Source organism: Paraburkholderia franconis, assembly GCF_009362735.1.
In the GTDB taxonomy this organism is placed as follows: domain Bacteria; phylum Pseudomonadota; class Gammaproteobacteria; order Burkholderiales; family Burkholderiaceae; genus Paraburkholderia; species Paraburkholderia franconis.
The window spans coordinates 1-17,610 of the sequence record NZ_WHNP01000074.1; the positions used below are offsets into that span (position 1 = coordinate 1).

The 17,610-nt window shown below is 61.1% G+C and carries 15 protein-coding genes and 2 pseudogenes; 14 read left to right on the forward strand and 3 right to left on the reverse strand.

What is annotated here, in order from left to right; all coding sequences use genetic code 11:
* From GCT13_RS39075 to GCT13_RS39095, 5 genes and pseudogenes are all read left to right on the forward strand, one after another.
* On the forward strand, positions 1-719 hold a 719-nt coding region (locus tag GCT13_RS39075), incomplete at its 5' end, for an aspartate/glutamate racemase family protein (protein ID WP_227747239.1).
* Positions 720-1,087: 368 nt separating this feature from the next.
* Complete coding sequence (locus tag GCT13_RS39080) at positions 1,088-2,236, forward strand: NAD(P)/FAD-dependent oxidoreductase (protein WP_152767278.1); 1,149 nt, start codon at positions 1,088-1,090, stop codon at positions 2,234-2,236.
* A gap of 7 nt (positions 2,237-2,243) precedes the next feature.
* The gene (locus GCT13_RS39085; protein ID WP_152767279.1) at positions 2,244-2,606 is read left to right on the forward strand and encodes a (2Fe-2S)-binding protein; all 363 of its coding nucleotides are present in this window, start codon (positions 2,244-2,246) and stop codon (positions 2,604-2,606) included.
* Positions 2,596-3,999 (forward strand): NAD(P)/FAD-dependent oxidoreductase, encoded by a 1,404-nt coding sequence (locus tag GCT13_RS39090; RefSeq protein ID WP_152767280.1) that lies wholly within the window; start codon positions 2,596-2,598, stop codon positions 3,997-3,999. The genes GCT13_RS39085 and GCT13_RS39090 overlap by 11 nt, the downstream gene beginning before the upstream one ends.
* 739 nt (positions 4,000-4,738) lie before the next feature.
* A pseudogene (locus GCT13_RS39095) lies at positions 4,739-4,978 on the forward strand (IS256 family transposase); the annotation flags it as partial.
* Positions 4,979-5,282: 304 nt separating this feature from the next.
* Here GCT13_RS39095 and GCT13_RS39100 read toward each other — a convergent pair.
* Complete coding sequence (locus GCT13_RS39100; protein WP_152767281.1) at positions 5,283-5,984, reverse strand: FadR/GntR family transcriptional regulator; 702 nt, start codon at positions 5,982-5,984, stop codon at positions 5,283-5,285.
* A 265-nt stretch (positions 5,985-6,249) separates the two neighbouring features.
* Here GCT13_RS39100 and GCT13_RS39105 point away from each other — a divergent pair, with 265 nt between their 5' ends.
* From GCT13_RS39105 to GCT13_RS39150, 9 genes are all read left to right on the forward strand, one after another.
* Positions 6,250-7,782, forward strand: a complete 1,533-nt coding sequence (locus GCT13_RS39105) for a sugar ABC transporter ATP-binding protein (protein ID WP_152767282.1) — start codon at positions 6,250-6,252, stop codon at positions 7,780-7,782.
* On the forward strand, positions 7,775-8,806 hold the full coding sequence (locus GCT13_RS39110) for an ABC transporter permease (RefSeq protein WP_090865114.1): 1,032 nt from the start codon (positions 7,775-7,777) through the stop codon (positions 8,804-8,806). The genes GCT13_RS39105 and GCT13_RS39110 overlap by 8 nt, the downstream gene beginning before the upstream one ends.
* A gap of 34 nt (positions 8,807-8,840) precedes the next feature.
* Positions 8,841-9,788, forward strand: a complete 948-nt coding sequence (locus GCT13_RS39115) for an ABC transporter substrate-binding protein (RefSeq protein ID WP_152767283.1) — start codon at positions 8,841-8,843, stop codon at positions 9,786-9,788.
* A 66-nt stretch (positions 9,789-9,854) separates the two neighbouring features.
* Entirely contained in the window at positions 9,855-10,871 is a 1,017-nt protein-coding gene (locus tag GCT13_RS39120) for an aldo/keto reductase (RefSeq protein WP_152767284.1), read from the forward strand.
* A gap of 165 nt (positions 10,872-11,036) precedes the next feature.
* Positions 11,037-12,044: a zinc-binding alcohol dehydrogenase family protein gene (locus GCT13_RS39130; RefSeq protein WP_152767285.1), complete on the forward strand. Its 1,008-nt coding sequence runs from the start codon at positions 11,037-11,039 to the stop codon at positions 12,042-12,044.
* 21 nt (positions 12,045-12,065) lie between these two features.
* The gene (locus GCT13_RS39135; protein ID WP_152767286.1) at positions 12,066-13,226 is read left to right on the forward strand and encodes a mannitol dehydrogenase family protein; all 1,161 of its coding nucleotides are present in this window, start codon (positions 12,066-12,068) and stop codon (positions 13,224-13,226) included.
* Positions 13,223-14,749, forward strand: a complete 1,527-nt coding sequence (locus GCT13_RS39140; protein WP_152767287.1) for a UxaA family hydrolase — start codon at positions 13,223-13,225, stop codon at positions 14,747-14,749. The genes GCT13_RS39135 and GCT13_RS39140 overlap by 4 nt, the downstream gene beginning before the upstream one ends.
* Before the next feature lie 116 nt (positions 14,750-14,865).
* Entirely contained in the window at positions 14,866-15,093 is a 228-nt protein-coding gene (locus GCT13_RS39145; RefSeq protein ID WP_321574907.1) for a hypothetical protein, read from the forward strand.
* Positions 15,094-15,266: 173 nt separating this feature from the next.
* Positions 15,267-15,605: an L-rhamnose mutarotase gene (locus GCT13_RS39150; RefSeq protein WP_152767289.1), complete on the forward strand. Its 339-nt coding sequence runs from the start codon at positions 15,267-15,269 to the stop codon at positions 15,603-15,605.
* 15 nt (positions 15,606-15,620) lie between these two features.
* On the opposite strand, the pseudogene GCT13_RS49950 reads toward GCT13_RS39150, so the two are convergent.
* Together GCT13_RS49950 and GCT13_RS39160 are read right to left on the reverse strand one after the other, a co-directional pair.
* Positions 15,621-15,873: pseudogene (locus GCT13_RS49950) on the reverse strand (succinylglutamate desuccinylase); the annotation flags it as partial.
* A gap of 356 nt (positions 15,874-16,229) precedes the next feature.
* The gene (locus tag GCT13_RS39160) at positions 16,230-17,447 is read right to left on the reverse strand and encodes an FAD-dependent monooxygenase (protein WP_152767290.1); all 1,218 of its coding nucleotides are present in this window, start codon (positions 17,445-17,447) and stop codon (positions 16,230-16,232) included.
* Positions 17,448-17,610: the final 163 nt, after the last annotated feature.

Below are 17,610 nucleotides of genomic sequence, written 5' to 3' on the forward strand. Positions count from 1 at the left end.
CAACCATCGCAGTGGTTCACACAGGACCAGTTTCGGTCCAGCCGATCAAGGAGCAAATCAGTGAGCAAATTCCTGATGCGCGGGTGATCAACATCGTCGATGACAGCTTGCTCAGTGACGTTCGGGCGGCCGGCCATGTAACTCCGGAAGTTGCAAGTCGAATTCATTCGTACATGGCCAATGCGCAGGGGATGCGCGTCGACATCATCCTTAACGCCTGTTCGTCCGTCGGTGAAGCTGTAGATTCGGTGCGCAATTTTATTAGCACTCCAATTGTGAAAATCGACGAGGCGATGGCAGAAGAGGCTAGCTCCATCGGTTCTCGCATTGGGGTGATCGCGACTGTGCCGACTACGCTGGAGCCCACCGTTCGCCTCGTTAAAAAGAAGGCCGGTGAATTGCGGCGCGCCGTCGAAGTGACCGAGCGGATTGCCGAGGGCGCATTCGAGGCTCTCTTAAGCGGGGACGGGGCACGCCATGACGAAATCGTAAAGAGCGCAATCGCGACCCTTGCAGCACAGGTCGACGTGGTCGTGCTGGCGCAGGTCTCAATGGCGCGGCTCGTACCGCAGTTGAACGACCTGCGCGTTCCCGTGCTATCTAGCGCGCGCAGCGGTGTCGCTGCTCTGAAACGCGCGCTCGATAACCTGCCTAAGGTAGCGCACCCAACCAGAACAGATGATCGGCAGCGTGCCAGGAGCGCGGATCGCGCGGGCTAAGCATGCTAAGCAGTCGGTGGGTACAACAGCATTTTTCAACAGACTACGACACACAGGCTAACCTATTCAAGGGGCCGATCCGTAGCGGAGTGGTTGAATTCAACGGTCGTAAGTTTCTCCATTGACGATTCCGAACCTGGTCTTAGGCATTGTATCGCTGCGCTTTTTCACGCAGATGAACGTCTCCGGTTCTTTGTCGACGCTGGTGTTCACACTCTCGTCGTCTTACGCATGAAAACGGACGAGGTCACTGACCTTCTTGTAACAGCAGCGGAGTCTTCCGCGTCGCCAGCTATCGGCACGGTTCCGGGGAAGGTCCTGCGTGAACGCGTGGTCGGACTAAACCGCATTCTGATCGGAGAAGACCAATGACAGTATCGCGCATCGCCAGCACGGAGGTACTCGCGGACGCGATCGTGGTAGGCGGCGGCATCGTCGGATCTGCAATCGCCTACGGCCTCGCCCGCGAAGGCGCACAAGTGACCGTGCTTGACGACGATGACGGCAGCTTTCGCGCCTCACGGGGCAACTTTGGCCTTGTCTGGGTTCAGGGCAAGGGACACGACCTGTCGCCTTACGCGCGTTGGTCGCGCAATTCAGCGATGTGCTGGCCGGAATTGGCCGAGGCGCTGCTAAGCGAAGCGGATGTCGACGTCGCCCTGAAGCAGCCGGGCGGTTTTCACTTCTGCTTCAACGACGACGAGCTCGCTGAGCGCGAGAAGCGCCTGTCGACGCTCAGGGACGAACTCGGCGACTACCCCTATGAGTTGCTCGACGCCGCCGAAGTGCGCGAGCGTATTCCCGAAGTAGGTCCTGCTGTGATCGGCGCGAGTTACACACCGATGGACGGGCATGTCAATCCTCTCAAGCTGCTGCGCGGCCTGCACACCGCGATGAAGAAGCGCGGTGTCCGGCTTGTACCGGGGGAGCGCGCGGACCGCATTGTGCCGGAGGCGGGCAGCTTCACCGTGCACGGGAAGCGCGGTACGCATCGCGCGGCGCGCGTCGTGCTTGCCGCTGGGCTTGGCAATCGGGCGCTCGCGCCTTTTGTCGGACTGCATGCGCCCGTCATACCCAATCGCGGGCAGGTGCTGGTAAGCGAGCGGGTCACTCCGTTTCTCAATTACCCGACGCTCAACGTGCGCCAGACTGACGAAGGCACCGTACAGTTCGGCGATTCAAAGGAAGAAGTCGGCTTTAACGATTTCACGACAACGCACGTGCTTTCCGCCATCGCCCAGCGCGGCGTTCGCGCGTTCCCGATGCTGAGCCAGGTGCGGCTCGTGCGCATGTGGGCGGCGCTACGCGTTCTAAGCCCCGACGGCTTCCCGATATACAACGAGTCCGAGGCGCATCCAGGCGCGTTCGTCGTTACATGTCATAGCGGCGTGACGCTGGCCGCCGCGCACGCGACGCGGATCCCCCCCTGGATTCTCGGTGCACCGATGCCCAAGGAGTTGGCAACCTTCTCCGCCCGCCGCTTTCAGCACGCCAAAGATCTGACCTCCGCACACTGAGTTCGACATGAATTCCCAATTGACCGATACGCTTTTCAAGCCGTTGTCGGGCTCCGAAAGCGCCAATATCGACATCTGGTTCAACGGCAAGCGGCTGGTCGTCCCCGGTAATCGCTCGGTCGCAGCCGCGCTGCTCGCCGCGGGCGTGTCGCGCTTTCGTGCGACACCGGTCTCGGGCGCCCAGCGCGCGCCGTACTGCATGATGGGCGCGTGCTTCGAATGCCTCGTTGAGATCGACGGCGTACCGAACCGCCAGAGTTGCATGGTCGAGGTAAAAGCCGGCATGCGCATCCGATCCCAGGAGGGCGCGCGCGACCTGCCGCCTATGAATGTGACTAACGTTTCGGGGGAGAACGTCCATGGCCGCTGATTTTTCACCTGAAGCAGTAGACGTGGTCGTGATTGGCGCCGGTCCGGCGGGTATGAGTGCGGCAACCCGTTCCGCCCGCGCAGGCCTGAAGACGGTGCTTATTGATGAACAGGACGCCACGGGTGGTCAAATCTATCGAGCGATTGGCCGTGCCAGCGCACGTCGCAAGGAAATGCTCGGCCCGGACTACGCAGCGGGTGCCGCGATCGCCAATGCATTCGCTTCATCGGGCGCAAGGCACTTGGCGAACGCGAGCGTGTGGCAAGTCACTCGCGAACGTTGCATCAACTATCTGGAAGATGGCAAGGTCGGCAGCTTTGACGCACAGCGCGTGATTCTCGCCAGCGGCGCGCTGGAGCGTCCGTTTCCGATTCCCGGCTGGACGCTGCCTGGTGTACTTACGGCTGGCGCGGCGCAGATTCTCCTCAAAAGCGCAGGAGAAGTGCCCGCCGCACCTCCCGTGCTCGCCGGTTGCGGGCCGCTGTTATATCTGCTCGGCTGGCAATATGTGCGCGCGGGCGTGCCGATCAGGGCGCTCGTCGATACGACCCGTCACGAAGACCGCTGGCGCGCAAAGCGTCATATGCTGTCGGCGCTGCGCGCGTGGCCGTTCATCAGCAAGGGCCTTCAGTTGATCGGCACGCTGCGTGACGCGGGCGTGCCCATGTTCGAAGCCGCCGACGATCTTTGCATTGAATCGCACAAGGCAGACGGCCTCGAGCGTGCGGGGGCACTGCATTTTACGACGAAGGGCACCGCGCATTGCATCGAAGCAGACGTGATCCTTCTGCATCAGGGCGTGGTGCCGAATACGCAGTTCACACAGGCGCTGCGCGCGTCGCATCGCTGGGACGAAGCGCAACTTTGCTTTACGCCGGAAGTCGATGCCTGGGGCGAACTCGATGTGCCCGGCATCTTCGTCGCGGGCGATGGCGCAGGCATTGTCGGGGCGCAGGCGGCGGCCTTGCAGGGGACACTCGCGGGCCTTGCAGTTGCGGGCCAATTGGGTGCGCTCGACACCCCGAAGCGCGATGCTGAAGCCGCCGTACATCGACGTGAGCTTGCCAGCGTTATGCGCATCCGGCCGTTCCTCGACAGCCTCTATCGCCCACGCGACGTCAACCGCATTCCGCACGACGACACGACTGTGTGCCGTTGTGAGGAGGTTACGGCGGGACAAGTGCGCAAGTTCGTCGAACAAGGCTGTATCGGACCAAATCAGGCGAAGGCGTTCGGGCGTTGCGGCATGGGTCCGTGCCAAGGACGCATGTGCGGCCTGACGGTGACGGAAGTGATTGCCGATGCGCGCAACGTGTCGCCCGCTGAAGTCGGATATTACCGCATTCGTCCACCAATCACGCCTCTCTCGCTTGGCGAACTCGCCGGTGAGTGAAGCAAGCACCGTTCAGGAAGCCGTGCCCCTTCTGCCACAAAGGGCCTAGCTTTGATGCCGCCATTAAAGAACCGCGCCAGCGGTTCGAATTAAGCCGTCGCGGCGCGCAATTGTAGAGATGGTGTCGACTCGAAGGGGCCGATCGTAGCCGCGAACGAGCCGTCTTCACGTGACAGTTGCGAGTATCGTCGCCGGCGGCCCATTTCGTATTCCTCTCCTCGCCACCTCGTGTCCTGCAAATTCACGAGCTGTTCCCCCAGCGTAGCTGGGCTTTTTTTCTGCGTCGTTGATGCTCGACCCAGCAGGAAGTCTTCGCTCGTTTCGTTTCAAGAAGTCCCCGCACGGCAACGGTCGATTCGGTTCGCTGGTGAATAACGGCCTTCCTGGGCTCCCTGACCGTTTGATCCTGAGCGACATCGATCAAAACGATAGCTAGTGTTCTGTCCCAGAAGAAACTTTATGAAACGGGTGATGTCCTCTGATCGTACGTACCAGGCGAATGCGGCAGTGAGCGAGAGCGGCTCATTGCAACCAGTTGCTCTCTTCGCGCAAAGATTGTTCTCATGGCAACTGGTGGCTATTCGAGTACTGATATTGCCGCGCAGTGCGGGGTTACGCATCCGGCGGTGACGCATTGGAAAGGCGATTCGTCGCTCAAGGCCTGGCTGGACTGCACGACCAGGCCAAATCCCGCACGCATGACGATGAGACGGTCGCGGAACTGCTCAGCCCATCCACCATGAGCACGGATACGGAAAAAGCCATCGTCGGTCTATCAGGAGCAGGCCTTGGGCTGGACGAATTGGTGCGCCAAGGGGCGCGACAAGTGATTCAGCAAGCGATAGACGCAGAGTTGGCAGAACTGTTGGAGCGGTTCGCTAACGGGAAGACCATGCACGGGCAACGCGCGGTAGTACGCAACGGCTATCTGCCGGAACGCGAAGAAGCCGCCGCAAATCGACCGGAGAAAGTGAGGTTAAGCGTTTGCGCCTCGCCGACCGTGACGGCAGAGCCGGAACGAAGCTGACAGCCGGCTCCGCAGAAATCCGCGCGCGGACTTGAGAAGGACGGATTTCGCCACCGCGCAGACGGTCGATTAGCAGAGGGCACGCTCAGCGAGACATGAACCTATGAAGCTGATGCCGCCTCGCCAGTGGAGATACGCATAGTCCCTGCGATGCAAACGATAATTCGATGCTGTAAGGTCAGCGAGACCGGTCGACTGACGTCGGCTGAAACACCAGCTACGCTGCTTCGAATACGGGTCCTGCGGAGCGGCCGAGCTAGCCATCACGCTGGAGTAATTCACCCGCTATCCAGCGCTCGCCCGACGCTTTAAGGTGCATGCGCATCGCGGTTTGCGCCGCAATCGGGTCACCTGTCTGCAATGCCTTGAGGATTTCTTCGTGTTCCCGTACTGCAGCCGACCAGGTCTCAGTACTTTCGGAGTGGTCGCGAATGGCAGCAGCGATGGGGTCGTGGCGGCTATCGAACATCTCAGCGACGAAACGGCTCAGGACCGAATTGCCAGCTGTCTCGGCAATCAACATGTGAAACTGCCGGTCCGCATCAACTGGCGATTTACCCGCCGCTGCCAGACGTTTCATTCGTTCGACAGTGCGGCGCAACTTGTCGAGCGTGACTGCCGATAGCTTGCCCGCAGCGAGCACGATGACCGACCCCTCGATGGCCACCCTGGCCTGCATTAACTCCGAAGGGCTTTCGCCGAGTGCGGGTACGGTGCTGTCGCCGCCCTCTTCAGGAGCGCGGACATAGACACCCGATCCCATACGTATCTCTATCTGGCCACCGATCTCTAACGCAATCAATGCTTCGCGCAGCGAAGGACGCGATACCCCCAGGACGGTCGCGAGTTCGCGTTCGGGAGGCAGGCGCGTGCCAGGCGTCAGCTCGCGCTCGTGGATGAGAGAAAGGATCTGCGTCGCTACGGATTGGTAAAGCCGCTTTGGCTCAGTTTGCTTCATTGCGCGAAGTTTTTTGGTCGGTGGCCCGCCGAATCGGACCTGCAACCAATCTTAGCATAGCCGCGCTTGCCTTGAATGGCGGGCGTTTCAGGCTATCCAGGGTTTTCCTGATTGGCTGAACAAAACCGTTTAAAACAAATTGGCTTGACCAAATTCGGCACTGTGAGCTTTAATACTTGCCAGATTGGCCTAGCCAGTTGGCGCCGGTCCGGTGCATCAAACGAAAGAGGCCACAAGAATGGAGACGCGAGTGACACGCCACAACATGCTGCGCCAGTCCGGGTCCGCGCCTGAGCAACGGGTGTTTCCGGAGGTCCTGAAACTCAAAGGTGTCGGGAAGCGCTTTCCAGGTGTCATTGCTCTTGATGGCATCGATCTGGATCTGCGCGCAGGTGAGGTGCACGCAATCTGCGGAGAAAACGGTGCCGGCAAGTCCACGCTGATGAAGATCATCAGCGGACAGTACCGTGCGGATGAGGGTGTCATGTCGTATCAGGGCAGACCGGTACAGTTTTCTTCAACGTCGGATGCACAGGCGGCGGGCATCGCGATCATTCACCAGGAACTGAATCTGGTGCCTCATCTGTCGGTCGCGGAGAACATCTACCTCGCGCGCGAGCCCAGGCGCGGACCATTCGTGGACTACCGCAGGCTGAATGCCGACGCAAAGAAATGCCTTCAGCGCATAGGGCTGAACGTATCGCCGACCACGCTGGTCGGCGCGTTGTCGATCGCGCAACAGCAGATGGTAGAGATCGCGAAGGCACTGTCACTGGACGCGTGCGTGCTGATCATGGACGAGCCCACGTCCTCCCTGACGGAGTCAGAAACGGTTCAGCTGTTTCGCATCATCAAGGAACTGCGCGCCGACGGAGTCGCAATTCTTTATATCTCGCATCGACTCGACGAGATGGCGCAGATCGTGGATCGCGTCACGGTGTTGCGCGATGGCCGTCACATCGCAACCAGCGACTTTGCATCCACGACGGTCAATGAAATCGTGGCGCGGATGGTCGGACGTTCGCTTGACGACGCCTATCCGCCGCGCCAGTCGGTTCCCACGGACGAGACCCTGCTACGCGTGCGAGACCTGGAAAGGACAGGGACGTTCGGTCCGTTGTCCTTCGACCTGCGCAGGGGCGAAATCCTTGGCTTCGCCGGGCTAATGGGTGCAGGACGCACGGAAGTGGCTCGCGCCATCTTCGGCGCGGAGCGGCCGGACGCCGGCTCGATCATGCTCGGCGACACGCCTGTTTCAATCGGCTCGCCACGCGAGGCCATCCGTCACGGGATTGCGTACCTGTCCGAGGACCGCAAGAAAGACGGCCTCGCACTGTCGATGGCCGTCGCCGCGAACATCACTCTCGCCAACGTCCAGGGCGTTTCGTCGCGCGGTTTTCTGCGCTTCTCCGAAGAGGCCTCGGTCGCCGAGCGTTACGTGCGGGAACTCGGCATTCGTACCCCGGGCGTCAGGCAGATCGCGAGGAACCTGTCTGGAGGCAATCAGCAGAAGATCGTCATCAGCAAGTGGCTTTACCGCGGCTCGCGCATTTTGTTCTTTGACGAACCGACGCGCGGCATCGACGTCGGCGCGAAATACGCGATCTATGCGCTGATGGACCGGCTTGCTGCAGACGGCGTTGGTGTCGTGCTCATCAGCTCAGAGTTGCCGGAACTGCTCGGTATGACCGATCGCATCGCCGTGTTCCACGAAGGACGCATTACCGCCGTCCTCGACACGAGACAGACCAGTCAGGAGGAGATCCTGCACCATGCATCAGGGAGAAGCCATGCTTGAAATCACATCCGGCCAGACGCAGGCCATCGAGCGGCATGCGCGGCAGCGCCGTCGTGACCTGATTCAGAAGTTCGCCGCACTCGGCAGCCTCGTCGTGTTGATCGTCGCGTTTTCGCTGGCGAGTGCCGCATTCTTCTCGGTCGGCAACCTCATGACCGTCGCGCTCCAGGTTACATCCATCGCGTACCTCGGCGTGGCGGCAACGTGCGTCATCATTACGGGCGGCATCGACCTGTCCGTTGGATCCGTACTCGCGCTGGCCGGTGTCGCGGCTGCGCTGCTGGTCAAGGCCGGCGTGCCTGTGCCCGTCGCGATGCTGGGCGGCATGCTGGTCGGCGCCGCGTGCGGCTGGGTCAACGGCATCTGCGTCACGCGGATGAGGCTGCCTCCCTTCATCGCCACCTTGGGCATGATGCTGGTCGCCCGCGGTCTCGCTCTGCAGATCACAGGCGCAAGGCCGGTTTCGGGACTCGGCGATGCGTTCGGCGAACTGGGCAACGGCGCGCTCTTCAAGATCTCCCATATCGGAGCTGATGGTTTTCCGGACACCGTGTTTCCTGGCATTCCCTATCCCGTCGTCATCATGATCGTGCTGTTTCTGGCCGTCTCTGTCCTGCTTTCCCGGACATCGCTTGGCCGACACATTTACGCAGTGGGATCGAACGCAGAAGCTGCGCGGCTTTCCGGCGTCAATGTGCAGGGCGTCAAGCTTTTCACCTACGTGCTGTCCGGATTGCTTGCAGGCGCCACCGGCTGCGTGCTGATGTCGCGCCTTGTCACTGCCCAGCCGAACGAAGGTGTGATGTATGAGCTCGATGCCATAGCCAGCGCCGTAATCGGCGGCACCTCGTTGATGGGCGGCGTTGGCACGATCTCCGGCACGGCCATCGGCGCGTTCGTGATAGGCGTGCTGCGCAACGGCCTGAACATGAACGGCGTATCGAGCTTCATTCAGCAGATCATCATCGGTGTTGTCATTCTTGGCACCGTGTGGATCGACCAATTCCGTAACCGGAAGATGTAGTCAGCAATGTCAAATCACAAACGAGGAGCGAGACATGAAAAAGTTGACCCTGATGGCTGCGGCCGCAACGATGTGCGCGGTGTTCAGCGCGTACGCACAGGCCGCGGGCGGCGAAATTGCCGTCATCGTCAAAACGGCGAATTCGAACTACTGGCAAAACGTGCAGAAAGGGGCCACCGCTGCCATGGCCAACGCGAAGGGGTACACGATGACGTTCCAGGGCCCCGCGGCGGAATCGGCCATTGCCGATGAAGTCAACATGGTCGAGAACGCAGTGAACCGGCACGTCGCTGGCATTGTCCTCGCGCCGTCCGATCCCGACGCCCTTGTTCCCGCCATGAAGAAGGCGTGGGAAGCGCATATTCCAGTGGTGCTGATCGACTCGACGGTATCGGACGCTGGCAAGCAGTACTACCAGTCGTTCCTGTCGACCGACAACGTCAAGGCGGGCGAACTCTGCGCGAAGGCGATGATCGATCGCGTTGGACAGACAGGCAAGATCGCCGTCATGTCGTACGTGCCGGGAGCAGGATCCGAAGTCGGCCGCGTCGGTGGATTCCGCAAGTACATTGCCGAGCATTCGAAGCTGCAAGTAGTAGGTCCTTTCTATTCGCAGTCGCAGATGGCGAACGCACTGAACCAGACGACAGACGTGCTGTCGGCCAACCCCGATCTGAAAGGCATCTTCGGCGCGAACGAGCCGACGGCCGTCGGGATGGGGCGCGCGCTTCAGCAATCAGGTAAAGGCGGAAAGATCATTGCGATCGGCTTCGACGGCAACCAGGACCTGCAGGGATTCGTTCGGGACGGCACGATCCAGGCGATCGCAGTGCAGAGCTCCTACCAGATGGGCTACAAGGGCATCGAGACCGCCGTCAACGTGATCGAGCGCAAGCCTGTGTCGAAGCAGGTCGATACGGGCGTGATGCTGGTCGAGAAACAGAACCTCGACTCATCTGAAGCAAAGAACGTTCTCTACTGACGGACAGGCACGGACGGGACGTTTCGAAGCCCGTCCGCCCGCCCATCATTCGCCACAGAACTCTCGATGAAAGCTAACGAAACGCACGAGCTGCCAGGAAGCGGACTGGCGATGACCACACTTGGCCTCGGCTGTTCACAACTGGGTGGTCTTTACAGGCCGATGCAAACGGCCGACGCCAGCGCGCTGGTGGACTGGGCGTGGGACGCGGGCATTCGCTATTTCGACACGGCGCCGTTCTACGGCTATACGCTGTCGGAGCGACGAGTCGGTCAATCCCTGCAGATGCGCGAGCGCGAACGTTACGTGCTGAGCACGAAGGTCGGGCGTCTCATGCGTCCCGACGACGCGGTTCGTCCGGGCGACGATGGCTGGGCGCAACCTTTGCCCTTCCGGCCTCAGTACGACTACACGTTCGACGGCATCATGCGCTCGTACGAGGATAGCCAGCAACGTCTCGGCATGAGAAAGATCGACGTGCTCTATGTTCACGACATCGGCATGGCGACGCACGGTGATGCGCATGGACACTATTGGCAGCAACTGACGCGAGGCGGCGGATTCCGGGCGCTTGCCGAGTTGCGCGACTCGCTTGCCGTCTCCGCGATCGGACTCGGCGTCAACGAGTGGCAGGTCGCCGTCGATTCGATCCAGGAAGCCGACCTCGATCTCGTTCTGCTCGCGGGGCGCTACACACTGCTTGAACAGGAAGCGCTCACGCCCTTGCTGGACCGATGCGTCGGCACCGATACGCGGGTTGTCGCCGCTGGCGTATTTAATTCGGGCGTGCTTGCGGGCAACGGCAAGTTCAACTATGGCGACGCTCCACCCGATGTCGCGCAGAAAGTCGCGCGCCTCGCCGCCGTGTGCGCGCGCTTCGACGTTCCGCTTGCCGCCGCGGCGCTTCAGTTCCCGTTGGCGCATCCCGCCGTCGTCTCGTGCGTGGTCGGTGCGCGCAGCATCGATCAGTTGAACAGGAACATCGAATGGCTCGAAACGCCCATTCCGGACCAGCTCTGGCACGCGTTGCAGCGCGACGGCTTGCTCGCCGAATCGGCGCCCGTACCGGAGGTCTGCGCGTGACGTTCGGGATCGATGCGCGCGACTGGCTCGCGTGGTGCGAACCGTGCTGCGACCGCTTTCTGGGCCTCGAAGCGCACCCCCGCATCTTCGGCAGCAATGCATTTCATTTCTACAGAATCGATCGGCCATCCGGTCATCGAGTCGCTCAATCTTAAGGACGTCACAATGCTCAGCGTCATCTGTGAATCGCCCGGCGTTCTGCGCCACGAAGACCGCAAACCGCCTCACCGCGCAGACGGCGAGGTACTGCTACGCGTCAGTCGCGTCGGTATCTGCGGCACCGACATGCATATCTATACGGGGAATCAGCCGTATCTCCAGTATCCGCGCGTGATGGGACACGAGCTGTCGGCCATCGTCGCTGAGGCGGAGACCGGCGCGCACGTTGCGCCCGGCGACGCCGTCTACGTGATGCCCTATCTGTCCTGCGGGACATGCGTTGCGTGCAGACAGGGAAAAACGAATTGCTGCGTCAATATCAAGGTATTGGGCGTGCATCGCGATGGCGCGTTGGCAGAGTATCTGTCGGTGCCCGCGCAGTTCGTTCACAAGGCGGACGGCGTTACGCTCGATCAGGCTGCGATGCTCGAATTCCTCGCGATCGGCGCACACGCGGTTCGCCGTGCCGACGTATCGGCCGGCCAGCGGGTGCTCGTCGTGGGCGCGGGGCCCATCGGCATGGCCGCCATGCTGTTTGCAAAACTGCGCGGCGCAGTCGTCACCTGCCTGGACACCCGCGCAGACCGTCTCGCATTCTGCCGTGAGCACATTGGCGTTTCCACCGTTTCCATCGGGCCTGCTGACGCTGATGAACTTTCGGCGATCACGGCCGGCGAGTTCTTCGACGTCGTGTTCGACGCGACCGGGAACATCAAGGCGATGAACCGGGGCTTCGAGTTCATTGCCCACGGCGGCAAATATGTGCTTATCTCGATCGTGCCGGGCGAGGTCACGTTCTCCGACCCGGAGTTTCACAAGCGCGAAGCGACGCTGCTCGGCAGCCGCAATGCAACTGCGGAAGACTTCGAGACAGTGCTGGACGCGATGCGCGCAGGCCTCATCCCGGACAAGGCGCTCAATACTCACCGGATGAGCCTGGCAGACGTGCCAACCGAGTTTCCGAAACTGATGGAGCCGGGACAGACCGTCGTCAAGGCTTTGGTCGAGTGCTAAACGAACGGCAGGATCGCTCGAATGAGTCAACCTATTCTTCAGTTCGGCACCAGCCGCTTCCTGCAGGCACATGTCGCCCTGTTCGTCTCGCAGGCGCTCGAACGCGGTGATGCGCTCGGCGGCATCGGCGTCGTGCAAACCACCGACAATCCGTCAAGTCATGCGCGCATCGCGGCATTGAATACAGCGAACAGCTATCCCGTGAAGATCCGCGGCAGGCAGGAGGGCGCGATCGTGGACACGGTGATTCACTGCCGCGCCGTGCGCGCAGCGTGGATCGCCGATCGCGACTGGGCGATGATCCGCCATACCGCGATTCATGATGTACGCGTCATCGTGTCGAATACGGGCGACGCGGGCTATCGCCTCGATGAGCGCGATTCGGCAGCACTGCTCTCGCCGGACGCACAGGTACCGCGAAGCTTCCCGGCCAAGCTGCTTGTGCTCCTTCACGCACGATGGCGCGAACGACCCGACCGTGGCGTATCAGTCTTTCCCTGTGAACTGGTCGCGAGCAACGGCGACACGCTGCGCGATATCCTACTGGGTCTTGCCAAACGCTGGCAGCAGCCTGCTGCGTTCGTCGAATACCTGTCGCAGCGATGCGTGTGGGTCAATTCGCTCGTCGACCGGATCGTATCGGAACCCATCGAACCCGTGGGCGCCGTGGCCGAACCCTATGCGCTGTGGGCGATCGAGCGACGCGCCGGCATGGAACTGCCGTGTACCCACGAAGACATCATCGTCACTGACGATCTGCGCAGCTACGAGCGGCTCAAGCTGTTCTTTTTGAATCTTGGACATACGTGGCTGGCCGATCAGTGGCTCGCCCAAAGCCGAAGACCAAGCGAAACGGTCGCCGATGCGATGAACGATGCCGCACTGCGCGAGAGCATCGAGGCTGTCTGGGAGAAGGAAGTGATGCCTGTCTTCACTGCAATGGGTTTGCGCACCCGCGCTGAAGAGTACGTCGCGAGCGTGCGAGAACGGTTTCTCAATCCGTATCTGGATCACCGCATCTCGGATATCGCAAACAATCATGTAGAGAAGGTGCGGCGGCGAATCGTGCCGCTCATGGATCTGGCGGATTCACTGTCGATTGCGCCCCGCCAGACGCGCCTTCGTGACCTGCTTGCGCGGCATGGAATGGCACCTTCGACACAAGGGGCGGACGCATCATGAAAGACCAGACGGTCGTCATTCTTCACGGTGACGACAACGTTGCCGTGGCGCTGCGGGCAATCGAGGCCGGCACGTCAATCGAGGCCGGCGGGCAATCGGTTCTCGCCGGAAGTGAAATTCCGGCTGGCCACAAGCTGGCTATCCGGCACATTTCGCGTGGCAGCGCAGTGACCAAGTACCGGCAGACCATCGGTGTCGCGCTGACTGATATCGAGCCAGGTGAGCACGTGCACGTTCACAACGTCGGCATGCCGGAGCATCACTCCCATTGCTCCGCGCACAACGGGGCTGCACCCGCCCGCACGGTCGCTGCGCAGTCTGAAACTTTTCAAGGGTTTCTGCGCGCGAACGGAGAGGTCGGAACGCGCAATTATGTCGGGGTCGTTGCCAGCGTCAATTGTTCGGCAAGCGTCTGTCACGCGATCGCGGACGCTTTCAGAGGCGACGCCATGGCCCCGTTTGATGCGGTCGATGGCGTCGTCGCCATTACTCATCAAAGTGGTTGCGGAATGTCTGCCGCGGGCGACGGCATGACATTGCTCCGCCGCACCCTTATCGGCTATGCCCACAATCCGAATTTTGCAGGTGTATTAGTGGTGGGACTCGGCTGTGAAGTCAATCAGGTCAGCGGCATCATGAATTCGCCAGGCCCTGACCGCCCCGATCTTGTCCAAAGCCTGGTCATACAGGATGAGGGCGGCGTACGGGAGACGGTGGCGCGCGGAATAGCGATCGTCCGGGAGATGTTGTCCGCGGCCAACCGTTTGACGCGTACAGCGGTTCCCGCCGCGCGGCTGAAGGTGGGGCTCCAATGCGGCGGCTCGGATGGGTATTCGGGGATTACAGCGAATCCCGCGCTCGGCGCAGCCGTCGATCTTCTCGTACGCAGCGGTGGCACGGCGATTCTTTCCGAAACGCCCGAGATCTATGGCGCGGAGCACCTGCTGACACAACGGGCCACGTCAACCGAGCTCGCGCAACGACTGCTCGACAAACTGCGGTGGTGGGAGCGATATGCCGCCGAGTCAGGCGGTGATATGAACAACAACCCGTCGCCGGGCAACAAGGCGGGTGGCATCACCACCATCCTCGAGAAATCGCTAGGTGCAGTGTCCAAGGGTGGAAGCACCGCGCTCGCCGCTGTCTATGATTACGCTGAACGCGTATCGATGCCCGGCCTGGTGTTCATGGACACGCCCGGCTATGACCCGGTGTCCGCTACCGGTCAGATCGCGGGCGGTGCCAATCTGGTTTGCTTTACGACCGGGCGAGGTTCGGTGTTCGGCTCCAAGCCGGTGCCGACTATCAAGCTCGCGACAACCACCGGACTGTTCGAGCGAATGCGCGCGGATATGGATTTCAACTGCGGTCGGATTGTGGACGAGTCGCTTACGGTAGAGGAAGCTGGTACTCAGCTCTTCCGACTGATGCTGGACGTCGCCTCCGGCAGGAAGACCCAGAGCGAACGGAATGGAATCGGCGACCGTGAGTTCGTGCCCTGGATGCGCGGCGCAATCATGTAAGGCTCCTCCGTGTATCGCGCAAACATTCGCTTGACGATAACTCCTGGCACCTGCGGATACTTCACCGGCAGTCAACGGCAATGCCAACAGCATATGGATTAACGCCGCAAGATGGCGTGAGCGAAATCCACTTGTCAGTTCAGCAAAGACGCTTACTTGACGAGGCGCTTTCACTGCTGATCGACGCACGCTCGCGTGCGCTAGAGATTGCGGTTCAGGTCAGTCGACGACAGGGCGCAACCGCTCCCGACGTATACGCCTTCGAACTGCCCGAAATCATTGAGCTTCAGCGGCGCATCGACGGAAAGCGCGAGTTACTCGACGCGATGGAGTTCGGGCTTTAAAGCGGAAGTCGCGGCCATCGCTGTCGGCATTGACCGGGAGTCACGCCGCCTGACATTTAGCAGTAGGCACTGCGCCTGGCGGCGGAGCTCGTGCTCGACCGGCATTGCGCTTCTGGCGGGGGCTGCGGCTACGTTCCTTAGACACTACTCATTTCTTCTTGGACAAATTCACTATGCGTCACTGTTTCGCACTAGATCTGAAAGACGACCATGCATTGATTACCCTCTACGAAGAGTACCACTGCAACGTTTGGCCAGAAGTGCTGCAGCATCTACGTGAGCATGGCGTCGTGGATATGAAGATTTTCAGGCTGGGGACGCGCTTAACGATGGTCATGGACACCGATGATTCTGTGTTCGATGCCGAAGCGATGTCGGGGGCAGCTGAAACGAATCCGGTTATCCGGGCTTGGGAAGATCTGATGTGGCGCTTCCAGGCTACGACTCCGTGGACGCCGACGGGCCAAAAGTGGGTTGCGATGAAGGAAATATTCGACCTGCGACACGCATGAAAAACCATCGCGCCGTGCCAATTGCTCAGTTGCTACGCGCACGATCAGCATATCGTCGGGCAGCGACATGAACCAGCCTTCGGGCAGGTCTGCTGCATCGACGACACCTGAGAGCAACAGAAAGCGCGCCGTCACATCGCGACACGGCCAGCGCAGACCTTTCTCAGTGCTGGCCGCATTCGATCAGCAGGGCACTCTTCGGGACGTGCGGATCGCCGAAGCGTTCACAATCTCGCGTGCGGCGGCCCTCGGGATGGCCTTCGTCGCAGAATCACCGGGCGCATCGCGCGTGCCCAGCTCTGTGGAACGGTTCACGGAACTGGTGCTTTCGGCCATGAAGGGTCGTTGTCCGTCGTGTCACCCGGACATTCGGATGGCGGCTCACTCCATCGAACGGCCATTATGAAGATTGCTTGATAGAGCACCACCCCCGTCGGCCAAGACTGCCGATAATTGGCCGATATTGAACCAGTCCACGAAAAATCGACTACGCGCTGACTTCGAGGGGGGCTACGCTTACCAGCGCGCGGCGTCATGTTCACAGTGCTGAATGACCGCGGCCGCCATTCAACAACCCTCAAAGAGCCTGGACAGTCGCGCAGGCATCGACAAGAGGGGCCCAGTTCAGAGCCATGTGCCACCCTGCCGTTCGGTCGGCTCTTGAGCAAGCGCGTCGAAATCGTGAATCCAGCCGAGGTGATGCAGCAGACTCTCGCGTTCGCGAAGGCGGGCGTTGCGCGCCTGCGCTTCGGGGCCATCCGGCAAATGCAACACGTCAGCCGTCGTTATCGACGCGTATTGCACCTTGCGCGTACGGCCCCGGCGCAGCCGCTCGTAGGCTTCCTGCGCTTCACGCCAGCGACCCTGTCCCGCCTTGGCCAGTTGTGCGGCCAGCACTACGGCATCTTCGATCGACTGATTAGCGCCCTGGCCATGATGCGGCACGAGCGCATGCGCAGCATCGCCGATCAGCGTCACGCGGCCCTTGCTCCAGCGTCCAAGCGGCGGACGATGGAACAGGCCCCAGCGCTGGCTGATAGGCACGGCCGTGATCATCTGCACCACGGCGGGATGCCACGCCTTGAACAGGCGCAACTGCTCGCCCTCGCTCGCCGGCGTGACCCAGTCGCGTGACGGCCACGGCGAGGGACGACGCTCGACGAGGAGAAAGTTCTGGTCGCCTTTGTCGCCGATCGGATAGTGGAGCAGATGACCCTGTGGTCCGACCCAGAACTGGATGGCCTCGGGATCGGGCAACAGATCCATGCGTTCGGCCGGTACGACGCCACGAAAACCCGAGCAGCCCGAATACAGGGCGTCGTCGTAGCCGAGCATCCAGCGCCGCGTGATCGAGCGCGCTCCGTCCGCGCCGATCACCAGATCGGCGTCGACCTGCTGTCCATTGGAAAAACTCAAACTGACACGATCCGGATGCTGCACGAGGTTGGTCAGCCGATGGCTGAGGTTGATGCGCTCGAGGCCGACCGCTTTCGACAGCACGGCCTGCAGGTCTGCACGATGTACGCCCCAATAGGATCCGCCGAACTGCTCGCGATAGCTCGGATCGCCGCGATGCTGTCCGATCACTTCGCCGCTGCGCCCGTCGCGATAGATCAGCGCGGGGATTTCGGCGCACACCGCGTCGAAGGCCGCGCGCAGTCCCATGCGTTCGTAAAACCGCGTCGCATTCGCCGACAGCGCGACCGCCGCCCCGACCTCGCGCAGCTCGTCGGTCTGCTCGTACAGTTCCACGTCGATTCCGTGTGCCCGGAGTGCGAGCGCGAGGGTGAGGCCGCCGATGCCAGCACCGACGATAGCGATCTTCAGATCCAGCTGTTTCATGGGTGTCTCCTGTATTCAGACTGTGTGTTTGAGTCGGCACGGAACGCATACCTTGCTGAAGCCGAATGCGCCGTCGTGTCCTGTCTGAATTCTTGGCACCCGTCGTCCATTTCACAATAAAATGGGATGAATCTGCACCATCACTGAAATCAATGAGCCCCGG

Coding starts and splice junctions, on each gene's coding strand:
- GCT13_RS39080 (WP_152767278.1), top strand. CDS start 1,088: ATGACAGTATCGCGCATCGCCAGCACGGAGGTACTCGCGGACGCGATC.
- GCT13_RS39085 (WP_152767279.1), top strand. CDS start 2,244: ATGAATTCCCAATTGACCGATACGCTTTTCAAGCCGTTGTCGGGCTCC.
- GCT13_RS39090 (WP_152767280.1), top strand. CDS start 2,596: ATGGCCGCTGATTTTTCACCTGAAGCAGTAGACGTGGTCGTGATTGGC.
- GCT13_RS39100 (WP_152767281.1), bottom strand. CDS start 5,984: ATGAAGCAAACTGAGCCAAAGCGGCTTTACCAATCCGTAGCGACGCAG.
- GCT13_RS39105 (WP_152767282.1), top strand. CDS start 6,250: ATGCTGCGCCAGTCCGGGTCCGCGCCTGAGCAACGGGTGTTTCCGGAG.
- GCT13_RS39110 (WP_090865114.1), top strand. CDS start 7,775: ATGCTTGAAATCACATCCGGCCAGACGCAGGCCATCGAGCGGCATGCG.
- GCT13_RS39115 (WP_152767283.1), top strand. CDS start 8,841: ATGAAAAAGTTGACCCTGATGGCTGCGGCCGCAACGATGTGCGCGGTG.
- GCT13_RS39120 (WP_152767284.1), top strand. CDS start 9,855: ATGAAAGCTAACGAAACGCACGAGCTGCCAGGAAGCGGACTGGCGATG.
- GCT13_RS39130 (WP_152767285.1), top strand. CDS start 11,037: ATGCTCAGCGTCATCTGTGAATCGCCCGGCGTTCTGCGCCACGAAGAC.
- GCT13_RS39135 (WP_152767286.1), top strand. CDS start 12,066: ATGAGTCAACCTATTCTTCAGTTCGGCACCAGCCGCTTCCTGCAGGCA.
- GCT13_RS39140 (WP_152767287.1), top strand. CDS start 13,223: ATGAAAGACCAGACGGTCGTCATTCTTCACGGTGACGACAACGTTGCC.
- GCT13_RS39150 (WP_152767289.1), top strand. CDS start 15,267: ATGCGTCACTGTTTCGCACTAGATCTGAAAGACGACCATGCATTGATT.
- GCT13_RS39160 (WP_152767290.1), bottom strand. CDS start 17,447: ATGAAACAGCTGGATCTGAAGATCGCTATCGTCGGTGCTGGCATCGGC.